Source organism: Verrucomicrobiia bacterium, from assembly GCA_035629175.1.
In the GTDB taxonomy this organism is placed as follows: domain Bacteria; phylum Verrucomicrobiota; class Verrucomicrobiia; order Limisphaerales; family DASXHY01; genus DASXHY01.
This window is the reverse complement of record DASPIL010000062.1, coordinates 34328-50954: the sequence shown is the minus strand read 5'-3', so window position 1 is coordinate 50954 and position 16627 is coordinate 34328. Positions and strand designations below refer to the sequence as shown.

Annotated in this window: 14 protein-coding genes; 2 read left to right on the top strand and 12 right to left on the bottom strand. The window is 58.3% G+C overall.

Annotation, left to right across the window (positions count from 1 at the left end; all coding sequences use genetic code 11):
* Positions 1 to 51: 51 nt before the first annotated feature.
* The 12 genes from VEH04_10430 to cas4 form a co-directional block, all read right to left on the bottom strand.
* Complete coding sequence (locus VEH04_10430) at positions 52 to 1752, bottom strand: glycoside hydrolase family 43 protein (protein HYG23188.1); 1701 nt, start codon at positions 1750 to 1752, stop codon at positions 52 to 54.
* 26 nt (positions 1753 to 1778) lie between these two features.
* The gene (locus tag VEH04_10425) at positions 1779 to 3179 is read right to left on the bottom strand and encodes an MFS transporter (GenBank protein ID HYG23187.1); all 1401 of its coding nucleotides are present in this window, start codon (positions 3177 to 3179) and stop codon (positions 1779 to 1781) included.
* Positions 3180 to 3248: 69 nt separating this feature from the next.
* Entirely contained in the window at positions 3249 to 4451 is a 1203-nt protein-coding gene (locus VEH04_10420; GenBank protein ID HYG23186.1) for an alpha/beta hydrolase-fold protein, read from the bottom strand.
* Positions 4452 to 4467: 16 nt separating this feature from the next.
* Entirely contained in the window at positions 4468 to 5412 is a 945-nt protein-coding gene (locus VEH04_10415) for a glycoside hydrolase family 97 catalytic domain-containing protein (GenBank protein HYG23185.1), read from the bottom strand.
* Positions 5413 to 5418: 6 nt separating this feature from the next.
* Positions 5419 to 6468 (bottom strand): glycoside hydrolase family 97 N-terminal domain-containing protein, encoded by a 1050-nt coding sequence (locus tag VEH04_10410; protein HYG23184.1) that lies wholly within the window; start codon positions 6466 to 6468, stop codon positions 5419 to 5421.
* A 134-nt stretch (positions 6469 to 6602) separates the two neighbouring features.
* Positions 6603 to 7433, bottom strand: a complete 831-nt coding sequence (locus tag VEH04_10405; protein ID HYG23183.1) for a PEP-CTERM sorting domain-containing protein — start codon at positions 7431 to 7433, stop codon at positions 6603 to 6605.
* 129 nt (positions 7434 to 7562) lie between these two features.
* On the bottom strand, positions 7563 to 8792 hold the full coding sequence (locus tag VEH04_10400; GenBank protein ID HYG23182.1) for an alpha/beta hydrolase-fold protein: 1230 nt from the start codon (positions 8790 to 8792) through the stop codon (positions 7563 to 7565).
* Between the two features lie 105 nt (positions 8793 to 8897).
* Positions 8898 to 11861: an alpha-L-arabinofuranosidase C-terminal domain-containing protein gene (locus tag VEH04_10395; GenBank protein ID HYG23181.1), complete on the bottom strand. Its 2964-nt coding sequence runs from the start codon at positions 11859 to 11861 to the stop codon at positions 8898 to 8900.
* Between the two features lie 53 nt (positions 11862 to 11914).
* Positions 11915 to 13099, bottom strand: a complete 1185-nt coding sequence (locus VEH04_10390; protein HYG23180.1) for an alpha/beta hydrolase-fold protein — start codon at positions 13097 to 13099, stop codon at positions 11915 to 11917.
* An 834-nt stretch (positions 13100 to 13933) separates the two neighbouring features.
* Positions 13934 to 14332 (bottom strand): CRISPR-associated endonuclease Cas2, encoded by a 399-nt coding sequence (cas2, locus tag VEH04_10385; GenBank protein ID HYG23179.1) that lies wholly within the window; start codon positions 14330 to 14332, stop codon positions 13934 to 13936.
* A 35-nt stretch (positions 14333 to 14367) separates the two neighbouring features.
* Positions 14368 to 14916, bottom strand: coding sequence for a CRISPR-associated endonuclease Cas1 (gene cas1 / locus VEH04_10380; GenBank protein ID HYG23178.1), 549 nt, complete (start codon positions 14914 to 14916; stop codon positions 14368 to 14370).
* Positions 14856 to 16178, bottom strand: coding sequence for a CRISPR-associated protein Cas4 (gene cas4 / locus VEH04_10375; GenBank protein ID HYG23177.1), 1323 nt, complete (start codon positions 16176 to 16178; stop codon positions 14856 to 14858). Before cas4 ends, cas1 begins: the two co-directional genes overlap by 61 nt.
* Before the next feature lie 105 nt (positions 16179 to 16283).
* Here cas4 and VEH04_10370 point away from each other — a divergent pair, with 105 nt between their 5' ends.
* Together VEH04_10370 and VEH04_10365 are read left to right on the top strand one after the other, a co-directional pair.
* Positions 16284 to 16487 carry a type II toxin-antitoxin system HicB family antitoxin gene (locus VEH04_10370; protein ID HYG23176.1) on the top strand — a complete coding sequence of 68 codons (204 nt, stop codon included), beginning with the start codon at positions 16284 to 16286 and terminating at the stop codon, positions 16485 to 16487.
* Positions 16484 to 16612: a type II toxin-antitoxin system HicA family toxin gene (locus tag VEH04_10365; GenBank protein HYG23175.1), complete on the top strand. Its 129-nt coding sequence runs from the start codon at positions 16484 to 16486 to the stop codon at positions 16610 to 16612. Before VEH04_10370 ends, VEH04_10365 begins: the two co-directional genes overlap by 4 nt.
* Positions 16613 to 16627 lie beyond the last annotated feature (15 nt).

Sequence of the window (16627 nt, the reverse complement as noted above, 5' to 3'; positions counted from 1 at the left end):
ACAGACGCTTGCGACAAGGAACAGGTGACTCGGTAAGATCTGGAATGATCCTTAATGGGGTGGAAGTTCAGCGCAGTAATCCCGCTCCTGGTATTCGAAGAAATCGAAATCCGCGGTACGCGCTGTTCCGGCCGTGTCCTGGCAGGCTACGCCGACGAATGCACCCGTGAAATTCGGCTGGCCCGGCGCAGTTGCTTCATCGGAAAGGATGCTCGCATCGAACTGTTGCGGCAGCCAGTGCCAGTCCTGATCCACACCTGCAACGCGATAGGCAAAACGGAGGCGTTCGTAATCGACTTCCACGCGCAGTTGCACAGGTTTTCCGGATGAAATCGGAATCGGCGGCGTGAAGGCATCGGCCTGCGGCGAGTCGGGCGTGCAGGTCATCACGCGCAAATGTTTCCCGATGGTTTCATCGTGCGAGAGATGGAGGTAATGAAACTTGGCGCTGTTGTAGTAACAGACCAGCCCCGCGCCCTGCTGGAAATGTTCCGGCTCAAACTCGATGACGGTGCTCGCGCTGAAGCAATGCGATTGCTGGCGGCGCGCGACGAGCGATTGCTTGAACTGGCTGCCGATGCTTTCGCGACCGAACAACCGCAAAAACCCGGGTCGCGCCGCAAGGCTGAACAACTCCTCCGGCCATGGCGTGCGCAGCCATTGAAAGTCAATTGGAAGCTGCGGTGAATCGAATTCATAGCGGCAGGACGAATGAGACCGGTGAGTCAAAACCTCCTTACCCAGCCCGCCGCCACCCTCTCCTCCATTCGGAATGGAGGAGAGCGCTGGGGAGAGAAGGCTTTCACACTCCGATGGTGCAGGCGTTTCGGTCGTCGGAATCCCCTGCCCGTCCAAGGTCCGCAACCAGCCATCCGCGTCCCAGGCCATCTTCTGAATCGCGGTCTCACGGCCAAGCGTGCATCGGCCGCGATTCCGCAGCGGCCTGCCGCAAAGGTAAACCATGTAGGTGTCGCCCGCCGGCGTCTCAACCAGGTCAGCATGGCCCGCCCGCTGCAGCGCCACGTCAGGCCGGTGCCGCGCGCTCAGGATGCAAGTGTCAGGATGCAGCTCGTAAGGTCCCGTGAGATTCCGCGAACGTGCCATGGTTACGGCGTGCCCCCACCCCGTTCCGCCTTCTGCGGTGATCAAGTAATACCAGCCGCCACGCCTGTAGAGATGCGGCGCTTCGGTAAAACCCAGGGCTGTGCCTTTGAAAATATTGACGCGTTCCCCAATGAGCTTGCGTTCCGCAACGGAGTATTGCTGCAGCACAATCCCGGCGAATCGATTGTTCCCGGGCCGATGATCCCACAGCATGTTCAGCAAATACTTGCGTCCATCGTCATCGTGAAAGAGCGAGGGGTCGAAACCGCTGCTGTTCAGGCAAACCGGATCCGACCACTCGCCATCCACGCGTGAACTTGTGACGAGGTAATTGTGAAAGTCGCGCAGCGACGCACCGCTTGCCCCGCCAACCGTCGTGCGGCCATAGCGTTTTACGTCGGTGTAATCGGCAAAGGTGAGGCACGGCGCCCACACGCCGCAGGAATCGGGAGCCCCCAGCATATTCAGCTGGCTCGATCGATTGAGGGGACGCGTGAGCAGCTTCCAGTTAACAAGGTCCCGCGAATGATGAATCTGCACGCCGGGATACCACTCGAAGGTGGAAGTCGCGATGTAATAATCCTCGCCGACGCGCACAATCGACGGGTCAGGATTAAAGCCGCGGAGAATGGGATTGCGAATGATCATAGGCGCATGTTTTCGTCACAAAAACGTCAAGCGGCAGCTGCCCCCCTCCTGGCGGCCAGGTCACGTTCGATTTCATCCACTCGCCCCTGGTCGAGCGGGTAAATCCAAAGAGCCACACCCTTCAGCGCCGCGAACAATCCGGGCATCACTGAGAACGCGAGCGTGATCCCAAGCAGGGCCGTTGCAGTTTGCTCCATGTTGCTCATGAACCCGAATTGCCCGAGGAACACCGGCACGAGGAAGCCGCCGATCATGATGCCCGTCATGATTGAAAACAAGGATGCCGAATAAACAAGGGCTGTCGAGCGGCGGTGGAATTTCCATTCGCCATAATCCGCGACATCGCCATACATCGCCCAAGTGAGCGCGGAGGTCGGACCCATGCAGAACGTGCCAATTGCGTTTACAGCAACGAGCAGCCAGTAGTTGTCCGGCGGCAAAGCAAAGAACGTCGCAAAGCTGATGCCCGTGATCCAACTCAACACCGCGGCCAGCTTCTTCTTGTCCACGCGCCTCACAACAAAACCAAGCGTCATGGTGCCGAGAATCTGGCCCAACATCCCGGTGGCGAGGAACACCGTGCTGCGATCGAGCGTTCCAAACAGGATCGGCGAGCCGTCGTCGCCCGCGACATACTTGAAATAGAAAATCGTGCTGCCTTGCCGAAGCGCAATAAAGGTAGTCGAAAAGATCGTGGCGATCAGGAGCATCAGCCACGCACGATTGCGCAGGAGTTCGCCGAGTTCGGCACGGACGTTAGATTTTTGGTGCGGCGGCGGGCTCACACGCTCGCGCGTCATGGCAAAACAAATCCAGAACATCAGCACCGAAGCGACGGCAAAGATCGCAATCGTATATTGAAAACCCAGCACGTCGTTGCCCCCACCCAGATGCTTCACCAGCGGCCGGCAGAGCAGCGACACGAGGAAACCTCCGGCAAACGCGCCGACGAAACGAAAGCTCGAAGCCACTCCGCGGGTGCGCGATGACGGACTGATGACGCCCAGCAGCGATGAATACGGCACATTGATCACCGTGTAGGCCATGAGCATCAGGGTGTAGGTGACATACGCGTAGATGAGCTTGCCGTTTGCATCGAGCTCAGGTCCTGCAAACAACAGATAGCCGCACACTCCGTAGGGAATGGCACCCCAAAGCAGGTAAGGACGGAACTTGCCCCAGCGGCTTTGGGTGCGGTCGGCAATGAGGCCCATCATGGGATCATTGATTGCGTCCCACAACCGCGTGAGGAGCATCATGGTGGCAATCGCGCCTGCGGGAATTCCCCACACATCCACGAAGTAGTAGATGAGAAAAATGTTGAACGTCTGGAAAAAGAAATTCGACGCGGTGTCGCCCAGCGCGTAACCGACGTACTCGCGAACTTTAAGCCCGTCGTGCTGCGGCGTGGTGGACGATGTAGTCACGATGCTTGGTGGTGTCAGGCAGCGTCCGTGAACGTGACGGAAGCTTCACGAGCCTGCGGTGGTTCGACGTCATTCGGTGCGCCACAGGTTGGGGAGAAATCGGTGATACAACAAGTGCCGCCACGTTGCCCAGTCGTGCCCTCCGTGTCCGCCGGCATAATACTCATGCTCGATCCCGTGCGACTTCAGCGCCTTCACCAGCGCAGCCACGCGCGCGCCGAATCGGCCTTCCGCTTCCAGTGAACCCTCGCCCACGAACAGGTAATCGATCTTGCGGTTTGCGTCCGCGTCGTTGAGGAACGTGGCGAGCGATTTCTCGGCTTCCATATCACCAGCGCTGAGGACACCGAACGAGGCAAACAGATCGAGCGAGTTGAATCCCACAAACATGGCATGACGGCCACCCATGGAGAGGCCCGAAAGCGCCCTGCCTTTTGGATCGCGACGGATCGAATACTCCCGTTCCGCGAGCGGAATGACGTGCTGCCGGAGTTCCGCCTCAAACGTCTTAAAGGTCAGTTCTGCGTGTTGCCGATGATTCCGATGAACCACCTGATTGTTCGGAATGACGATCACCATGGGGAGCGCCTTCTTCTCCGCGAGCAAATTGTCCATGATGAAATTCACGCGTCCATCGTAAATCCAATTTGACGGCAACTCCCCGCTTCCGCCGACCAGGTAGAGCACTGGATACGTATTGGTGCGGTCATAACCGGGCGGCGTGTAAACATAAAGTTCCCGTTCGCCCCGGGTGACTTCGGAACGATAAACATGGCGCGTCACGTTCCCATGCGGAACGTTGCGTGCATCGTAGTAGGCAGGCCCGCTCCCGTGCACAATCAACTGGCTGTACGGGGGCATCGCAGTGAACGCAGCGTATGTGTTGTTCGGATCTGCCATCTGCACGCCGTCGACACTTAGATGATACGCATACATGTCAGGTCGCAGTGGACCGATGGTTAACGTCCAGATGCCGTCATCGCCCTTCGTGAACGGCACCGGCTGATTCGTTCCGATACCGGTGAGGACTGCGACCCCGGCCAATCGCACCTCCTTCGCGGTGGGCGCCCGCAATCGGAATGTCACCGTCCGATCATCCCGCACATCGGGAGAATTCAGCGGCGCACTGAATGGAACCAGGTTTTCCGTGTTCTTCTGCGGGTTATGGTCAAGGTTCACATTGGCCTGCTGCCCGGATGCCGTTGCCATTCCGATAACACACAGAACGGCGGTGAGAACGTGGTACTTCGATGCGCCAGAGTTTGGTTTCATGCGAGGACCTCGATTGTCATTGGAACAAAACCGCGCCGCCGCCCGGCTCCAGCACAAGCGGCACGACGCCGTCACGATGAACGGTCACCTGCTTGATCCCCGCCGATCGATCCGATTGATCGTGAATCAAGGAAAGTGTCTTTCCCTCCAGCCACGGCAACGAGATCGTCAACTCCCGTCGCTCCCGCCCGGCGTGTGTGGCGGCCACATACCATTGCTCCCCTGACCGCCGCGCAAGAACGGCGAAGCGGCCGGGGTACCCGTCCACGAAGCGCGTCTCGTCCCAGACAACCGGCACGCGCTTCAAGAAATCGATCACGTGCGCAGGCTGTTCCTCAAGGTTGTTTGGCGCCAGGCCAAAGTGCTGCACTGGCGACTGATACAGCACGGCCGTCGCAAGCTGGAACGCGTCCGTCGTCTTGCGTTCCGTGCCGCGGCGCTGGTCCCGCGAGAATCGCTTGTTCAGCACGAGGGGGCCGTAATCCATCGCACTCACAGGATTGCGAACGAACGGAAACACAGTGCTGTTGAACGCTTCCCGATCCGCGAAGCCCTGGCTGAAGACGAGGTTCTCGGAAGCCGTCACGGCTTCGCTCGTCATGTGATTGGGATACATCCTTTCCCACCCGCGAGGCAGCGTCGCGCCGTGGAAATTTACGTGCAACCCATGCACGTTGGCGTCGGTCAAAATGTCCTCGTAGAGCTTCATCGTCACCTGTTTGTCTCCTCCGAAGAAATCCACCTTGATCCCCTTGACGCCGATCGATTTCATCCAGGCCATTTCGCGATGGCGCGCGGGCGCGGTGTCCATGCCGTGCAATGGCGTTTGCGGGGCGTCGTTCCACGAGCCATTGGAATTGTACCAGAGCAGCACGTCGACTTTTTGCGCACGGGCTTCCCGGACCAGATCCGCCATTTTTTCGCGCCCGATCTTCTGGTCCCAAAACGCGTCGATCAACATGTACTCCTAGCCGAGGTCAGCAGCGAGTTTGATGAATCGTTGCTGATCCGCGACGTTCATGCTTGGATCCTGCCACAAGAGCCAGCTCCAGGTGGCGCGGCCCGGCCGATAGACCTGCGATGGTTCATACAGCGGCTTCACGACGTCGGTGGCCACCGTGGTTTCAACAATCGGGGCAAGCGTTTCTCCAACCGTGATTGTCTTCCAGGAAGTCAGCAACGGCAACGCGCCGGAAACCGTCGCGTCTCCCACCCCGCCATTCTCCGCAGCATCTGGAAATGCGACGGAATAAAGGCCGTCGGACGTTGGGTCACTCAATCGCGTTCCCGCGTAACCGGATGAAACTCCCGTTTCTGAAATCAGCATCCAGCCTGCGTCGGCATTCCGAAAGAGCGCTGGAAACGTGAAGCCAAGCGTCGTCCGCGACTTCGTGCCAACCGCCACCTCCATCATATACGCCTCTTCGTAACTCGGCTTGGAAGCGGCGAATCCCCCGCCCCATCGCACCTGAGGCGTGACAAATGCGGTGGCGGTGGAAGGCAATTTGAAACCGGTGAGCTCGCGCTGAATCACAACCCGTCGTTTGCGCGAGGACGAAATCCGATACGCAAAGGCGACGTCCCGGTCACTGACGCGGAAAATCACTTCCAATGAATCGTTCTGCGCATTCGTGAAACGACTCGTCAGCTCGTTTGCCTTGTAGTGCACGCGCCTGACTTTCCCGTGTGGCAGTTCATAGGCTTCATCCAGCGACCTGATCTCTGACCCGGCCAACGCCAGGCCCGATGCAAAACTGCCAATGCTTGTTTCCAGTCCAAGCGGCGAGGGTTCGAGAAACGTTTTGCCGCGCAGGCGGACGTCATACGTGAGGGCACCGTTGGTGAGCGCAACATTTGCCACCACATTCCGGCCCGGGCTTGCGACTTCCTGCGCCGTCAATGCTGGGGTGACGATTGCCAGCATTGCGGCCGCAAACCAGAAGCTGGGTTGACGAAGGGTTCCGAAGAAAGCCGTTTCATTGCGCCGCACGCAGCGGGTTGGAAATGTCTCTTGCATTTGCGCGAAGAATGGCCGTTTGCCTCGTGACAAGGAATACGACGATTATCCTACGGGCAGGCACTCACCGTGAGACCCCCGAATGCAAACAGCCGCTGCCTCGCGACAGCGGCTGTTGGTCGGGGGAATAAATCCTAGCTGCGGCGACGGCGGACCATGAAGGCCACGGTTGCGGCTCCGATGCCAAACAGCGCCATTGCAGATGGCTCCGGAATGGCAACGAGCGGCGTGTAGGTCTCAAACGCATCGATGAACGCCTGCCGGCCGGCCGCGGTGTCAGGGACCACTCCGTTGCCGGCGTTGGGATCGGAATCCGGAAGGTTGAACAACAGGCGGCTGGAAGAGAAGACGACACCGCCCGCGGACGTGTCTCCGGCATCCCAGCCCGCGGCGAGAATGTTCCCACCCATCGTCGCTAGGATGTCGCCCGTTCCAACGGTCCCCGTGCCAGCAGCGTTAAAGCCCGAGCCGGCATCGGTGACCGTCCACCAATCAGCCGTGCCCGACGCTCCGAAAGCGTTTTGGCCCGCGAGGGTGATCGTGGTTTCGCTGCCACTCACATTCCCGCCGTTTGCCACACCACCCGAGTGCCAATTCCAGCGGTCACCATCGGGACGAGTCACATAACTCGTGAGCGAGACAACTGGAATACTGAGACCATTAAAAATCGCGGCATTCGCGGCATTGCCATAAGCACTGCTGGACACGATTCGTCCGACGACAAACAAGTCGGTGCCGGCGGGAATGTTGGCGGGATTGCTGTAGTCTCCGAAGGTAATGTTCACATCCTGAAAGTTCTGCTGGAGGAAATTGAGGATGTCCTGATTACGCTCCTGGCTGATTCCGGATACCGTGACGTCCACGCCAAAGGTGGAACACGTTGCCCCAAGGGCGACGACAGCGGAAATCGCCAGACCGCGCCGATTTCTGAGCTGTGAGAACAGACCGCGATTCGAAGGGTTCATAATAGGGTTGTTGGTGAATTGTGGGTTCCGATGCTGATGCCGCGACTATAGGTCAGCCCGCAGGGTATGTAATACGACATTCGTCGTAGGCCTTTACCGCCGGTCTTTCCTGCATTGCAGCTGAAAAGCCTAATTCGCAAACAGCAACGGCGCGAATTCACGCAAGCTGCGCCGCCAGGTCAGGAACTCGTGCGCCGTTTCGGGCGACACGTATGCGGTATTTTTAATGCCGGCTGCCTTGAGAGCCTCGTGATTCGAGCGGATGTTCTGCGGATTCTCGCGGCTGCCGCAGCTCGCAAACACCACCTTCACTTTGTCTTTGAATTCCGGCGCGGCTTGCACGTCTGCCGGAGTGATGACGCCGCCGCTGAACAGGCCGATGTGCGAAAACTTGTCCAGGTTCTTCAGGGTGATCATCTTCGTTTGCATTCCGCCCATGGAAAGGCCCGCCATTGCGCGATTCGGTTGATCGGTGAGCGTACGGAAGCTGGCATCGATGTAAGGGATCAACTCGCCGACAAGGACACTCTCGAAAACCGCCGCTGCGGCCGCAAACGGATTCGCCCCCGCGGTCCTGCCTGGACCTCCAGCAACAGGCGCGTTGGTGCCGCCAGGCGCGGCGTTCGTACCCGCGGCGTCCGGCCTTGCTCCGCGTCGAGCACCGGGGCCCGGTCCTTCGTTGGTCAAGCCGTAGGTCATTACGATGATGAACGGCTTGCACTTACCCTCTGCGATCAGGTTATCCATGATCAGATTCGCGCGGCCTTGATTCCACCATGCGTATTCGTTTTCGCCCCAGCCATGCTGCAAGTAGAGGACGGGGTAGCGCTTGCTTGGGTCCTTGTCGTAATCGGGCGGGGTGTAAACGTAGGCGGGCCGGGCGATCACCGAATTGGTGATCTTCGACGGGAAGAGCACCATTTGAATCCGGCCATGAGGCACATCCTTAAGCGCGTAAAAATCCTGGTCATGCGCTGGGATTTCAATGCCGCTTTCCCACCGCGTGGAACCGTAAAAATTCAACGCGCCAGGATCATTGAATGAACCGCCGTCAACGGTGAGGCGGTAATAATGAAACCCTTCGTCCAACGGCCCGGCAGTCGTCCCCACCCAGACACCGTCCTCCGCCTTCGTGAGCGTCGTGCCGCCGCGTCCGCCGAGTCCAAGGCTCGCCCGGACGCTTTGGGCGCCGGGTGCCACGACGCGAAACCGCGCATAGCGCTGGGAATTGACCTGCGGGTAAAGTTGCCCTGGCTGGTTCAACACCGACGGCTTGAAGTCCTCCAGGATAACGTCATTGGTTTGGCCAAAAGCTGTCAGGCCGGTCACGAGGAATGTAATTAGGATTGCCGTTTTCATGTTCAAAATTGTCGCAACGCAGGTTTCCAAACTTGTGTATCCGGCAAGTTTCCGACTTGCATGGCCGTGATATTTATCGCCGCTAGAAACGCGCCCAACTGGCGGTTACCTGGACTTCAGTTTCAGCACTGTAACGGAATACGCCGGGAACTCGCGGCTGAAGTTGGCGCTCAACCCATCGAACGTTTCGGTTCGGGGCACGATTTTGTCTGGCTCAGTGATGCTGTTGGTGTCGTCGATTTTGCTGGCTGACAGCACCACCGCTTCACCCTTGGAACTGATCGTCTTCGTACCTTTGATTTGAACGTTGATCTGACGAGGCGCTCCAGCGGTGTTCACGATTTTAAGATAAATCACTTTGCTCTTCGCAGCCCGTGTGGCGTTGAAGAAGACTTCCCGCAACTGCTCCGACGTCCCGGACGCACCGCCGCGACCCCGCCGTTCCCAAGTGCGCATGGGGATGTTCTCCGAATCGGCCGCGAGAATCTCGTTTCCATGCAGCGTGCTGAACATCTTTTGAACGTGATACGCAGGCGAACCATAGCTGTTCAACGCATCGTAACCGATCAGGTCGGAGCTCCACTGCATCGAACGTCCGTTCCCCGTCAACTGGCTCACATTCACGAACAGTGGCGCGTAACACGAGAGCAGAACGATGTCGGAATTGCGCTCCATGCAGGTCATCCATGCGCCATCGCCCAGCGCGCCAGCCATGTTCGGGGTTGGTGAACCCACCCGCGTCGCCCATTCCCCGACGAAGATCTTCGTCGGATTCGTTCGCGAATACGTGTCGTAGCGGAACGACTGGGCCATCATTTCTTCCATGTTGCGGTAAAAGTGTTCGTCCACCAAGTCTGGCGTGCGGCTCTTGACCCACAGGTTCCTTGGTTGCTCATAGCCGACGGAAGAAATCACCTGCAGGTGTGGATATTTCTTTTTGATGGCGTCGTAAAACTGCGCAAAGCGGCCGTCGTAGCTGCCGCTGCGATCAAAGAAATCCTCATTGCCCACCTCAACGTAAGTAAGCTTGAACGGCTTGGGATGGCCGTCCTTCGCGCGCTGCGCGCCCCACCTGGTGCTTTTGGAGTCGCCGATGAGATACTCAATTTCCTCGAGCGCCTCCTGCACATAAGGTTCGAGCGCAGGACCAGTCGGGATGACCCCGCCACGGCCAAGGCAATACCCCGCAAACACGCCAAGGATCGGCTCCACATCGATGTCTTCGCACCATTCCGCAAACTCGAGCAATCCCATCCCGTCGGTCGACCAATATCCCCAGGGACTCGGATGACCCGGGCGCCGCTCCACCGGCCCGATGGTTTCCTTCCAGATGAACCGTTGATTGAAGGCATTGCCTTCAAGATAATTCCCGCCGGGAAAACGCAGGAACTTCGGCTTCATGTCGGCCATCAACTGCATGAGATCAGGACGAAATCCGTTCTCGCGATTCTTGTAGGTGGGCGGGAAGAGCGAGACGTTTTGCAGCCACAACGTTCCCGGCGTGCTCGTTGTGAGCTTGAAGACATTGTCTTTCGACTCCGCGACGCGCCTGGTCTTGAGCGTTGTTTCGAACTTCTTCCACTTGCCGGTCAACCCCGAGACTTTCGCACTCGCGAACGTCGTCTGGCCATCCGCACTGGCGAGGCTCACCGTTACTGGCCCTTTGAAGCCATCAACTGCCCTGGCAAAGAACGTCACGCGATATGTGGTGCTGGGCTTCACAGGAATCCCCCAGAAGCCGCCGTTCGCCACACCTGCGGGAGAAGTTGGCGATGCCGTCGAAGCGTCGAGCTTGAGGCTGACGTTCAAGAATTCGTTCAACGGTGTGTTCGTATCCAGCACCATCGAGGCACCGCCAACCTCGGTCCAGAATCTCGGCTTTGTATTGGCCGCAAACGTGACTGGAAGATACTCTCCCGCAACGTAATTGGTTGGACTCACACGCGGCACGATGGCATCGGCCTTGAACGAGCGATTTCGAATCAGCTCCGCGTAAAGCCCCCCTTCGTACGCAAAATTAATTTCTTCAGTCATCAAGCCGTAAAGCATCGGGCTGACCTTGCCTGTGACCTTGCTGGCATCGATATTCAGAACGATTGGGCCTGTGGACGTGGAGGTTGCAGTCGATGTGGCAGCTGGCGTCGGAGCCGAGGTCGAGGCCGTTTGCGTCGCCGGTTGCGCTGCGGTGGAGGAGGAAGTCGCCGCAGGGATCACCTGGCCATCCTGCGGGATGATCTCGATCGCGCAGATCTGGGGGTTTTCAACCTGCGGCGTAAATGTAATCGTAATTTTGCCGTCAGTGACTTCGACCGGCACGGTCTCGACGTAAGCCTTGGAATGGGCGCCAGCCACGGCCATGACGTCAAAATTCTTGAACTCTTTCCCCTGGACGTTGAAGGAGAAGATGCGTTCACCCGGGCCGTTGATTCCTTCGAAGGTTTCGGCGAAATGAAGCTTCACAACATACTTCCCGTTTGGCACAGGCCACGAGAAGGATTCCATGCTGTAATGTTCCGAGCGATAGAGCGCCGGGCTCTTTGAGCCAGCGATGGGAACGTCCGGGCGCTCCGTGATCTCGCCCCCTTGGAAACCCTGATCAGCAAGCCAAACATTTCCATCCGCATCCGTGACCGGTGAGATGGCACCCGCCTTGATGCGGATCGCCTTCGGAGCGGTAGCTGCAGCGCCGCCAGCAGCCTCTCGCTTTGCAACAATCTCGGTCTTGCCGAAATCTCCCACTTCACGCGTGAACTTGATTTCATTCCCGTCGGCCGAAAGTTTCCCTGTGTAGACAATGCGAATCTCGTTTTCCTGGATCGAAAGCGGCTCCACGAAGGAGACATTGCCGCCATCGACCTTGCCGTCCCTGAGTTCCGCTTCGCGCTTGCGGTCATCGACTTCGGAGCTGGCTTTGCCCGTCAGCGCGGCGCCCTCCTGCTTGAGCGTGAACGTGTATTTCTGATGCCCGATCTGAGAATCGAATTCAGATTTCCAGGTACCCGTCACGTCCGCTGCCAGGATCCTGCAGGGGAGTGTGAGAAAGACGAGCAACAGTATCAGGGTTCTCATTGCGATCGATTTGTTTTGGGATGGCGGTTGTAGCGTACGAACGTTTGGAACGCTTAATTCTGAAACAGCATCGGTGCGAATTGATACAAACTCCGGCGCAGGCTCTGCCACTCGTGACCCGTGTTTGGCGATTCGTAGTAAACGCTTTTGGTTCCCGCCTGGTTTAGTGCTTCGACGTTTGGTTTGGCCGACGTTCTCCCGTTTTCGCGACTGCCGTAGCTGACGAAAACGCACTTTACCTTCTGCTTGAACGCCGCGAGGTCGGGGATGTCCGCAAGCGCAATGCTCCCGCCGCTCAGGATTCCGATGTGCGAAAAGCGGTCGAGATTCGCCAGCGCGATCGCGCGGGTCTGCATGCCGCCCATTGAAAAGCCTGCCATCGCGCGATTCGGCTGATCGGCCCGCGTGCGGAAGTTCGCATCAATGCAGGGGATCAAGTCTTCAACGAGCATTTGCGCAAAGGCGGCGGGATTATAGCTGCGTCCGCCGGGGCCAGAGATGGAGCGGGAGTACGAGCTGTTGGTTGCAGCGGGTTGATTGGTGCCCCCAAAACCAAAGCTCGTTCCCGGAACGTAGCTGTTCGCCATTACAATAATAAACGGCTTCGACTTCCCCGATGCGATCATGTTGTCCATGATAAGTCCCGCACAACCCTGGCGTCCCCAGCTCGTTTCATCTTCGCCACCGCCATGCTGCAAATACAGGACTGGATAGCGCTTTGTGGTGTCTTTGTCGTAATCAGGCGGTGTGTAAACGAAGCAGCGCAGGTTGGTCTTCGCGCTGGCGGAATAAAACAGAACTTCCCGAAGCTGGCCATGCGGAATGTTCTTCAACGCATAGATTTCCTGGTCCTGCGCAGGCACTTCAACACCGCTGCCCCAGCGGCTTGCGCCATAATAGTAAAGGCTGTTCGGATCGGGCACCTGTGCGCCATCGATCACCAGCTGGTAGTAATGAAACCCTTCGTCCTGCGGATTGGAATCGCCGATCCACGCGCCATCTTCGCCCTTCGCGAGCGGATACTTCACGCCTCCGATGTCGAGCGCGACGCTGTGCGCTTGCGGCGCGATCACTCGCGCGCGGACGCGTCCTTCAGAGTTGACCTGCGGATAATTTTTCCCCCGCTGATTGGATGTCGCGGGCTTCCAATCGTCGGCTGGCGCATTTGTCTGCGCGGCGCAAGGGTGGGCAGCCATTACGAGGGAGGCCAGCGCCAGGAGATATAGCTTTGGGTTCATTGTTGGGCTAGGAAGGGAACGATTTTGGATGTCGGGTTGTAGATGCTACAGGGGCGGCAAGGCGACAGCTGATTGGATTTCTTCCAGCTGAACGTAACGTCAGGCTGGTTCACGCAAGGCAAAAAGCGGCTGCGACACATCGGGTGCCGCCGACGCTAAAGCAAGGCCATCGGATCTCCAATAGGACAAACGGCACAGGGCAAAGGTTTCCTCCTGCGCCCGCCAGCAAATTGCAATGATTTTGATGTCCGGAAGGACACGTTATCTTTCGGTTGCCCCAGCATACCAACGACCCCGACACCCAGTGCGCCGCACTCGCTAAAGCCTGCATGTCCGGAAAAAACGGATTATTACCTGGCTGCTTGCCAAATGCCCGCAGGGGTCCACGCGTTACGATTCTTTAATGGGGGAAGACGGTGGAAGTCGAAGACGCTCCGCTTCGAGAATCCCCAGACCGCCTCACGATTCCTGAAAGCGCGGAGACTGCGAGTCACGCCACGGAACCTGTTGAAGGCCAGCGTCTGCCTTGCATTTTTGCGAGCGCAAGGCAGCTCTGGCCGGGAATCATATGGAGGTTCAGCAGTCCTTGTGCATAAACGCCTCCGAATGTGTGGAAATCTACTATGCGAGCGTCCGTGCGGGCGAGCGCCAGCACTGCCGCACTCGAACCGCGTGGCCGCAAAAATCAGGCGCAGTCGTTCGCGATTTCAAAAAACATGTCAACCCAATGGCGGAAGGTTGATGGTCGGTGGGGAATCCCCGGCGAAATAACAGCAAGCTTGGCCCGGTTCGTCAATCTCGACTTTCAAAAATGCGGCGAAAGCTCCGGTCAGCTTAAATAATTGTCACCCGCGAGCGCACTACATAGGGCAGGCCCAGGGCATCAATGATCAAACTCGCATCCCCCGAACTCGGCCCGAGCGAAACGAAGAGCACCTGGTCTTCATCTTCCTTGATGATCGGCTGCAGAGCCGCCTGAAGCATAGCCAGCCGCGTCCCGTCCAGAGGACATTCAAAAACCGAGTATTGCAGCCGAACTCCGAACCCTTCCAACACCCTTGCCACCCGTCGCAGCCGTTTAGGATTGCTGATGTCGTAGCTGACCAGATAACGGATTCGGCTCATGCGCTCACTTCGTTCGCCATGACCAATGGCATAGTACAAATGGCCAACGGGTCCAAGATCGTTGGATTCAGCGACTTCATCGGCACCTTTTGCTGCTCCATCTGCCATCTGCCATTTGCCATCGGCGGTTCACGTGCAACGTGTCAGCGTGTTGTGAAACCGTGATATGCCGTCGCTTCCCCGCGAACGAAACGCCACAACTGGCGGCCCTGCACTTCCAGCATCCGGCGATAGGCCATTTTGTAGCTGAACTCCGGATGACTCACCTCCGCATCCAGTCTGCGAAACCATGCTTCCCAAAACGCTTTCCTTCCACGGTCGTTGAGGAATGTTCCATTGGCATTGCGAATAAAATCTTCCGGGCCGAGTTCGCTGCGATTGATCAATGAGATGGCAACACTGTCCGCAATGAGCGGTCGAAACTCCTCCATCAGATCCAGCGCCAGCGCGGGACGCCCGTAACGCGGTTGGTGCATGAAACCAAGAAACGGATCCAATCCCACCGTGTGGCAGACTCCCGTCAGTTCCTTCGCGAGCATGGAATATCCCAGAGACAGCAGCGCGTTTACCGGGTCGCGCGGCGGCCGTCGATTCCGCCCGCGCCAGTCGAATTTCCAGTCGTCGCGCTGTTTCAACATCGATTCGAATTGCTCGAAGTAGAGTGCGGCGGCGCTGCCTTCGATGCCGAGCATTCCGTCAAATCACGGGCGGACGCCGCGGCGTCGCGGAAACCTGCCATGAGCTTCAACACGCGATCCGGCACCTCGCCATTGCGCATGAGCATGACGCGCTGGTTGTGAATCTTGGCGCGAATCGATTCCTTCGCGAGCTGCAGGCGGACGCCTGGCAACTCAAACAGCCGATACTGGCCGCGCCGCGCATCCACCCCGCTGGCCGGCAACCCGCGCAGAAGCCCAAGAAAACGTCCAGCGGGGGAGAAGTAGGAAACATCAATCCCCAGATCGAGACATGTTTCAACGGCCTGCGCGGTGATCTGAACGGCGCCATAGCAAAAGATCGCGCGGACCTGCTGACTTGGAATCTTGCGCATATCCTCGCCCTTGACGCTCACGATCAACTGCTCGCCCCTCTGTCCGATCTGCGCGCCGGGCGTCTGCACCACCAGGACTTCGCTGTCGTCACCGCCAGGCCGCGGCGGTTCCAATGTCGGCGCGCCCTTGCCGGATTCGGCGGCAAAGTCCAAAGCCTCCAGGATGCGATCCCGTACGGCGTCTTCGTTGGATGCAGCGAATGGGGAGAAGCCGAAATGAAGCTGCTTGTCGGTGGCGACGGCTTTTTTCGCCTTCGCCCACCAATGCGATTCGTTGGGCAGACAAATTGGATACGCGGAGCAGTACAGACAGCGCGCATCGTTCTTCAACGGCGGCGGGCAGGTTCCGCTGCGGGCAATACGCTTTGCATCCTCAATAGAAGTCCTGACCTTGGCAAACAATTCCTCCGTCAATTCCACCGGCACGCGGCGCTTGTCCGCCGCGTAATAGATTGCTCCACTGACCGCATTGAGGCCATGTTCGCGCAAGAGCAGCGCGTGTGCGGCAACCTGCATGGCGTCCGGTTCCTTGGCCACGCGCTCGCCTTCGGAATCGCGCCGGGCTGAACCGCGTTTGTAATCAATGATCTCCGCGCCGTCCAGCCCGCCTTCGACAATGTCCACCACGCCGATGAGCCCGAGCGACTCACTTTCCAGGCGCAGGCTGCGGAGCTTTGCGCCTTCCGGCAGACCGAGTTCCTTTGGATCGTCCAGCCTGGACGGCGCATCCACGTTGCGATGAACATGGCTGCCCGCCACGGTGTCCGCATCCTCCTGGAAAATGTTTTCAACCCACTGGAAATAAAATAGGCGCGGGCAATAGATGAAGTTGTGAAGCCGACGCACCGGCAACGGCGGCTGCGATTCCAGTCCGCCTTGGGTTTGAACCGGAGCGTCGCTCATGGCCTGACAGCGTGTGCCAGGGCCTGGTGTCCTGGTTTCGATGGTTTCAGAATCAAAGGGACTGCTGCCTTGTCCGCGGTCCTGTGCGCGCCTATCTTTCCCGCTATGAAACTGCGATTGGTCGTGGAGCACGACCAGGAAACGAAACGCTGGTCCGCGTTCTTCCCAGAACTACCTGGTTGTGCCTCCGCTGGCGATAGTGAGGAGGAGGCCATTCGCAACGCGAAAGAAGCGTTGGCACTGTGGTTCGAACCGTCGCCTGATTCAATTCCCGCAGGCGCTAAAGTGGTGGAAGTCGCGCTCACGTGAGCGAACGCTTTCCAGTTTGTGGATGGCAAGTGATTGTCGCGATGCACGGCAACAAACCCATTCCGATCGGCACCCTCAAGAGCATCATCGAAGGAAGCGGATTGAACGTGGACGACTTTCGATGAGCGCTTCTCCTGCGG

Excerpts from the sequence above, each read along its gene's own strand:
- VEH04_10415 (HYG23185.1), bottom strand. The coding sequence starts at position 5,412 with ATGTTGATCGACGCGTTTTGGGACCAGAAGATCGGGCGCGAAAAAATG.
- VEH04_10405 (HYG23183.1), bottom strand. The coding sequence starts at position 7,433 with ATGAACCCTTCGAATCGCGGTCTGTTCTCACAGCTCAGAAATCGGCGC.
- cas1 (HYG23178.1), bottom strand. The coding sequence starts at position 14,916 with ATGCTCGGCATCGAAGGCAGCGCCGCCGCACTCTACTTCGAGCAATTC.
- VEH04_10400 (HYG23182.1), bottom strand. The coding sequence starts at position 8,792 with ATGAAAACGGCAATCCTAATTACATTCCTCGTGACCGGCCTGACAGCT.
- VEH04_10370 (HYG23176.1), top strand. The coding sequence starts at position 16,284 with ATGAAACTGCGATTGGTCGTGGAGCACGACCAGGAAACGAAACGCTGG.
- VEH04_10430 (HYG23188.1), bottom strand. The coding sequence starts at position 1,752 with ATGATCATTCGCAATCCCATTCTCCGCGGCTTTAATCCTGACCCGTCG.
- cas4 (HYG23177.1), bottom strand. The coding sequence starts at position 16,178 with ATGAGCGACGCTCCGGTTCAAACCCAAGGCGGACTGGAATCGCAGCCG.
- VEH04_10395 (HYG23181.1), bottom strand. The coding sequence starts at position 11,861 with ATGAGAACCCTGATACTGTTGCTCGTCTTTCTCACACTCCCCTGCAGG.
- VEH04_10390 (HYG23180.1), bottom strand. The coding sequence starts at position 13,099 with ATGAACCCAAAGCTATATCTCCTGGCGCTGGCCTCCCTCGTAATGGCT.
- VEH04_10410 (HYG23184.1), bottom strand. The coding sequence starts at position 6,468 with ATGCAAGAGACATTTCCAACCCGCTGCGTGCGGCGCAATGAAACGGCT.
- cas2 (HYG23179.1), bottom strand. The coding sequence starts at position 14,332 with ATGGCAGATGGAGCAGCAAAAGGTGCCGATGAAGTCGCTGAATCCAAC.
- VEH04_10420 (HYG23186.1), bottom strand. The coding sequence starts at position 4,451 with ATGAAACCAAACTCTGGCGCATCGAAGTACCACGTTCTCACCGCCGTT.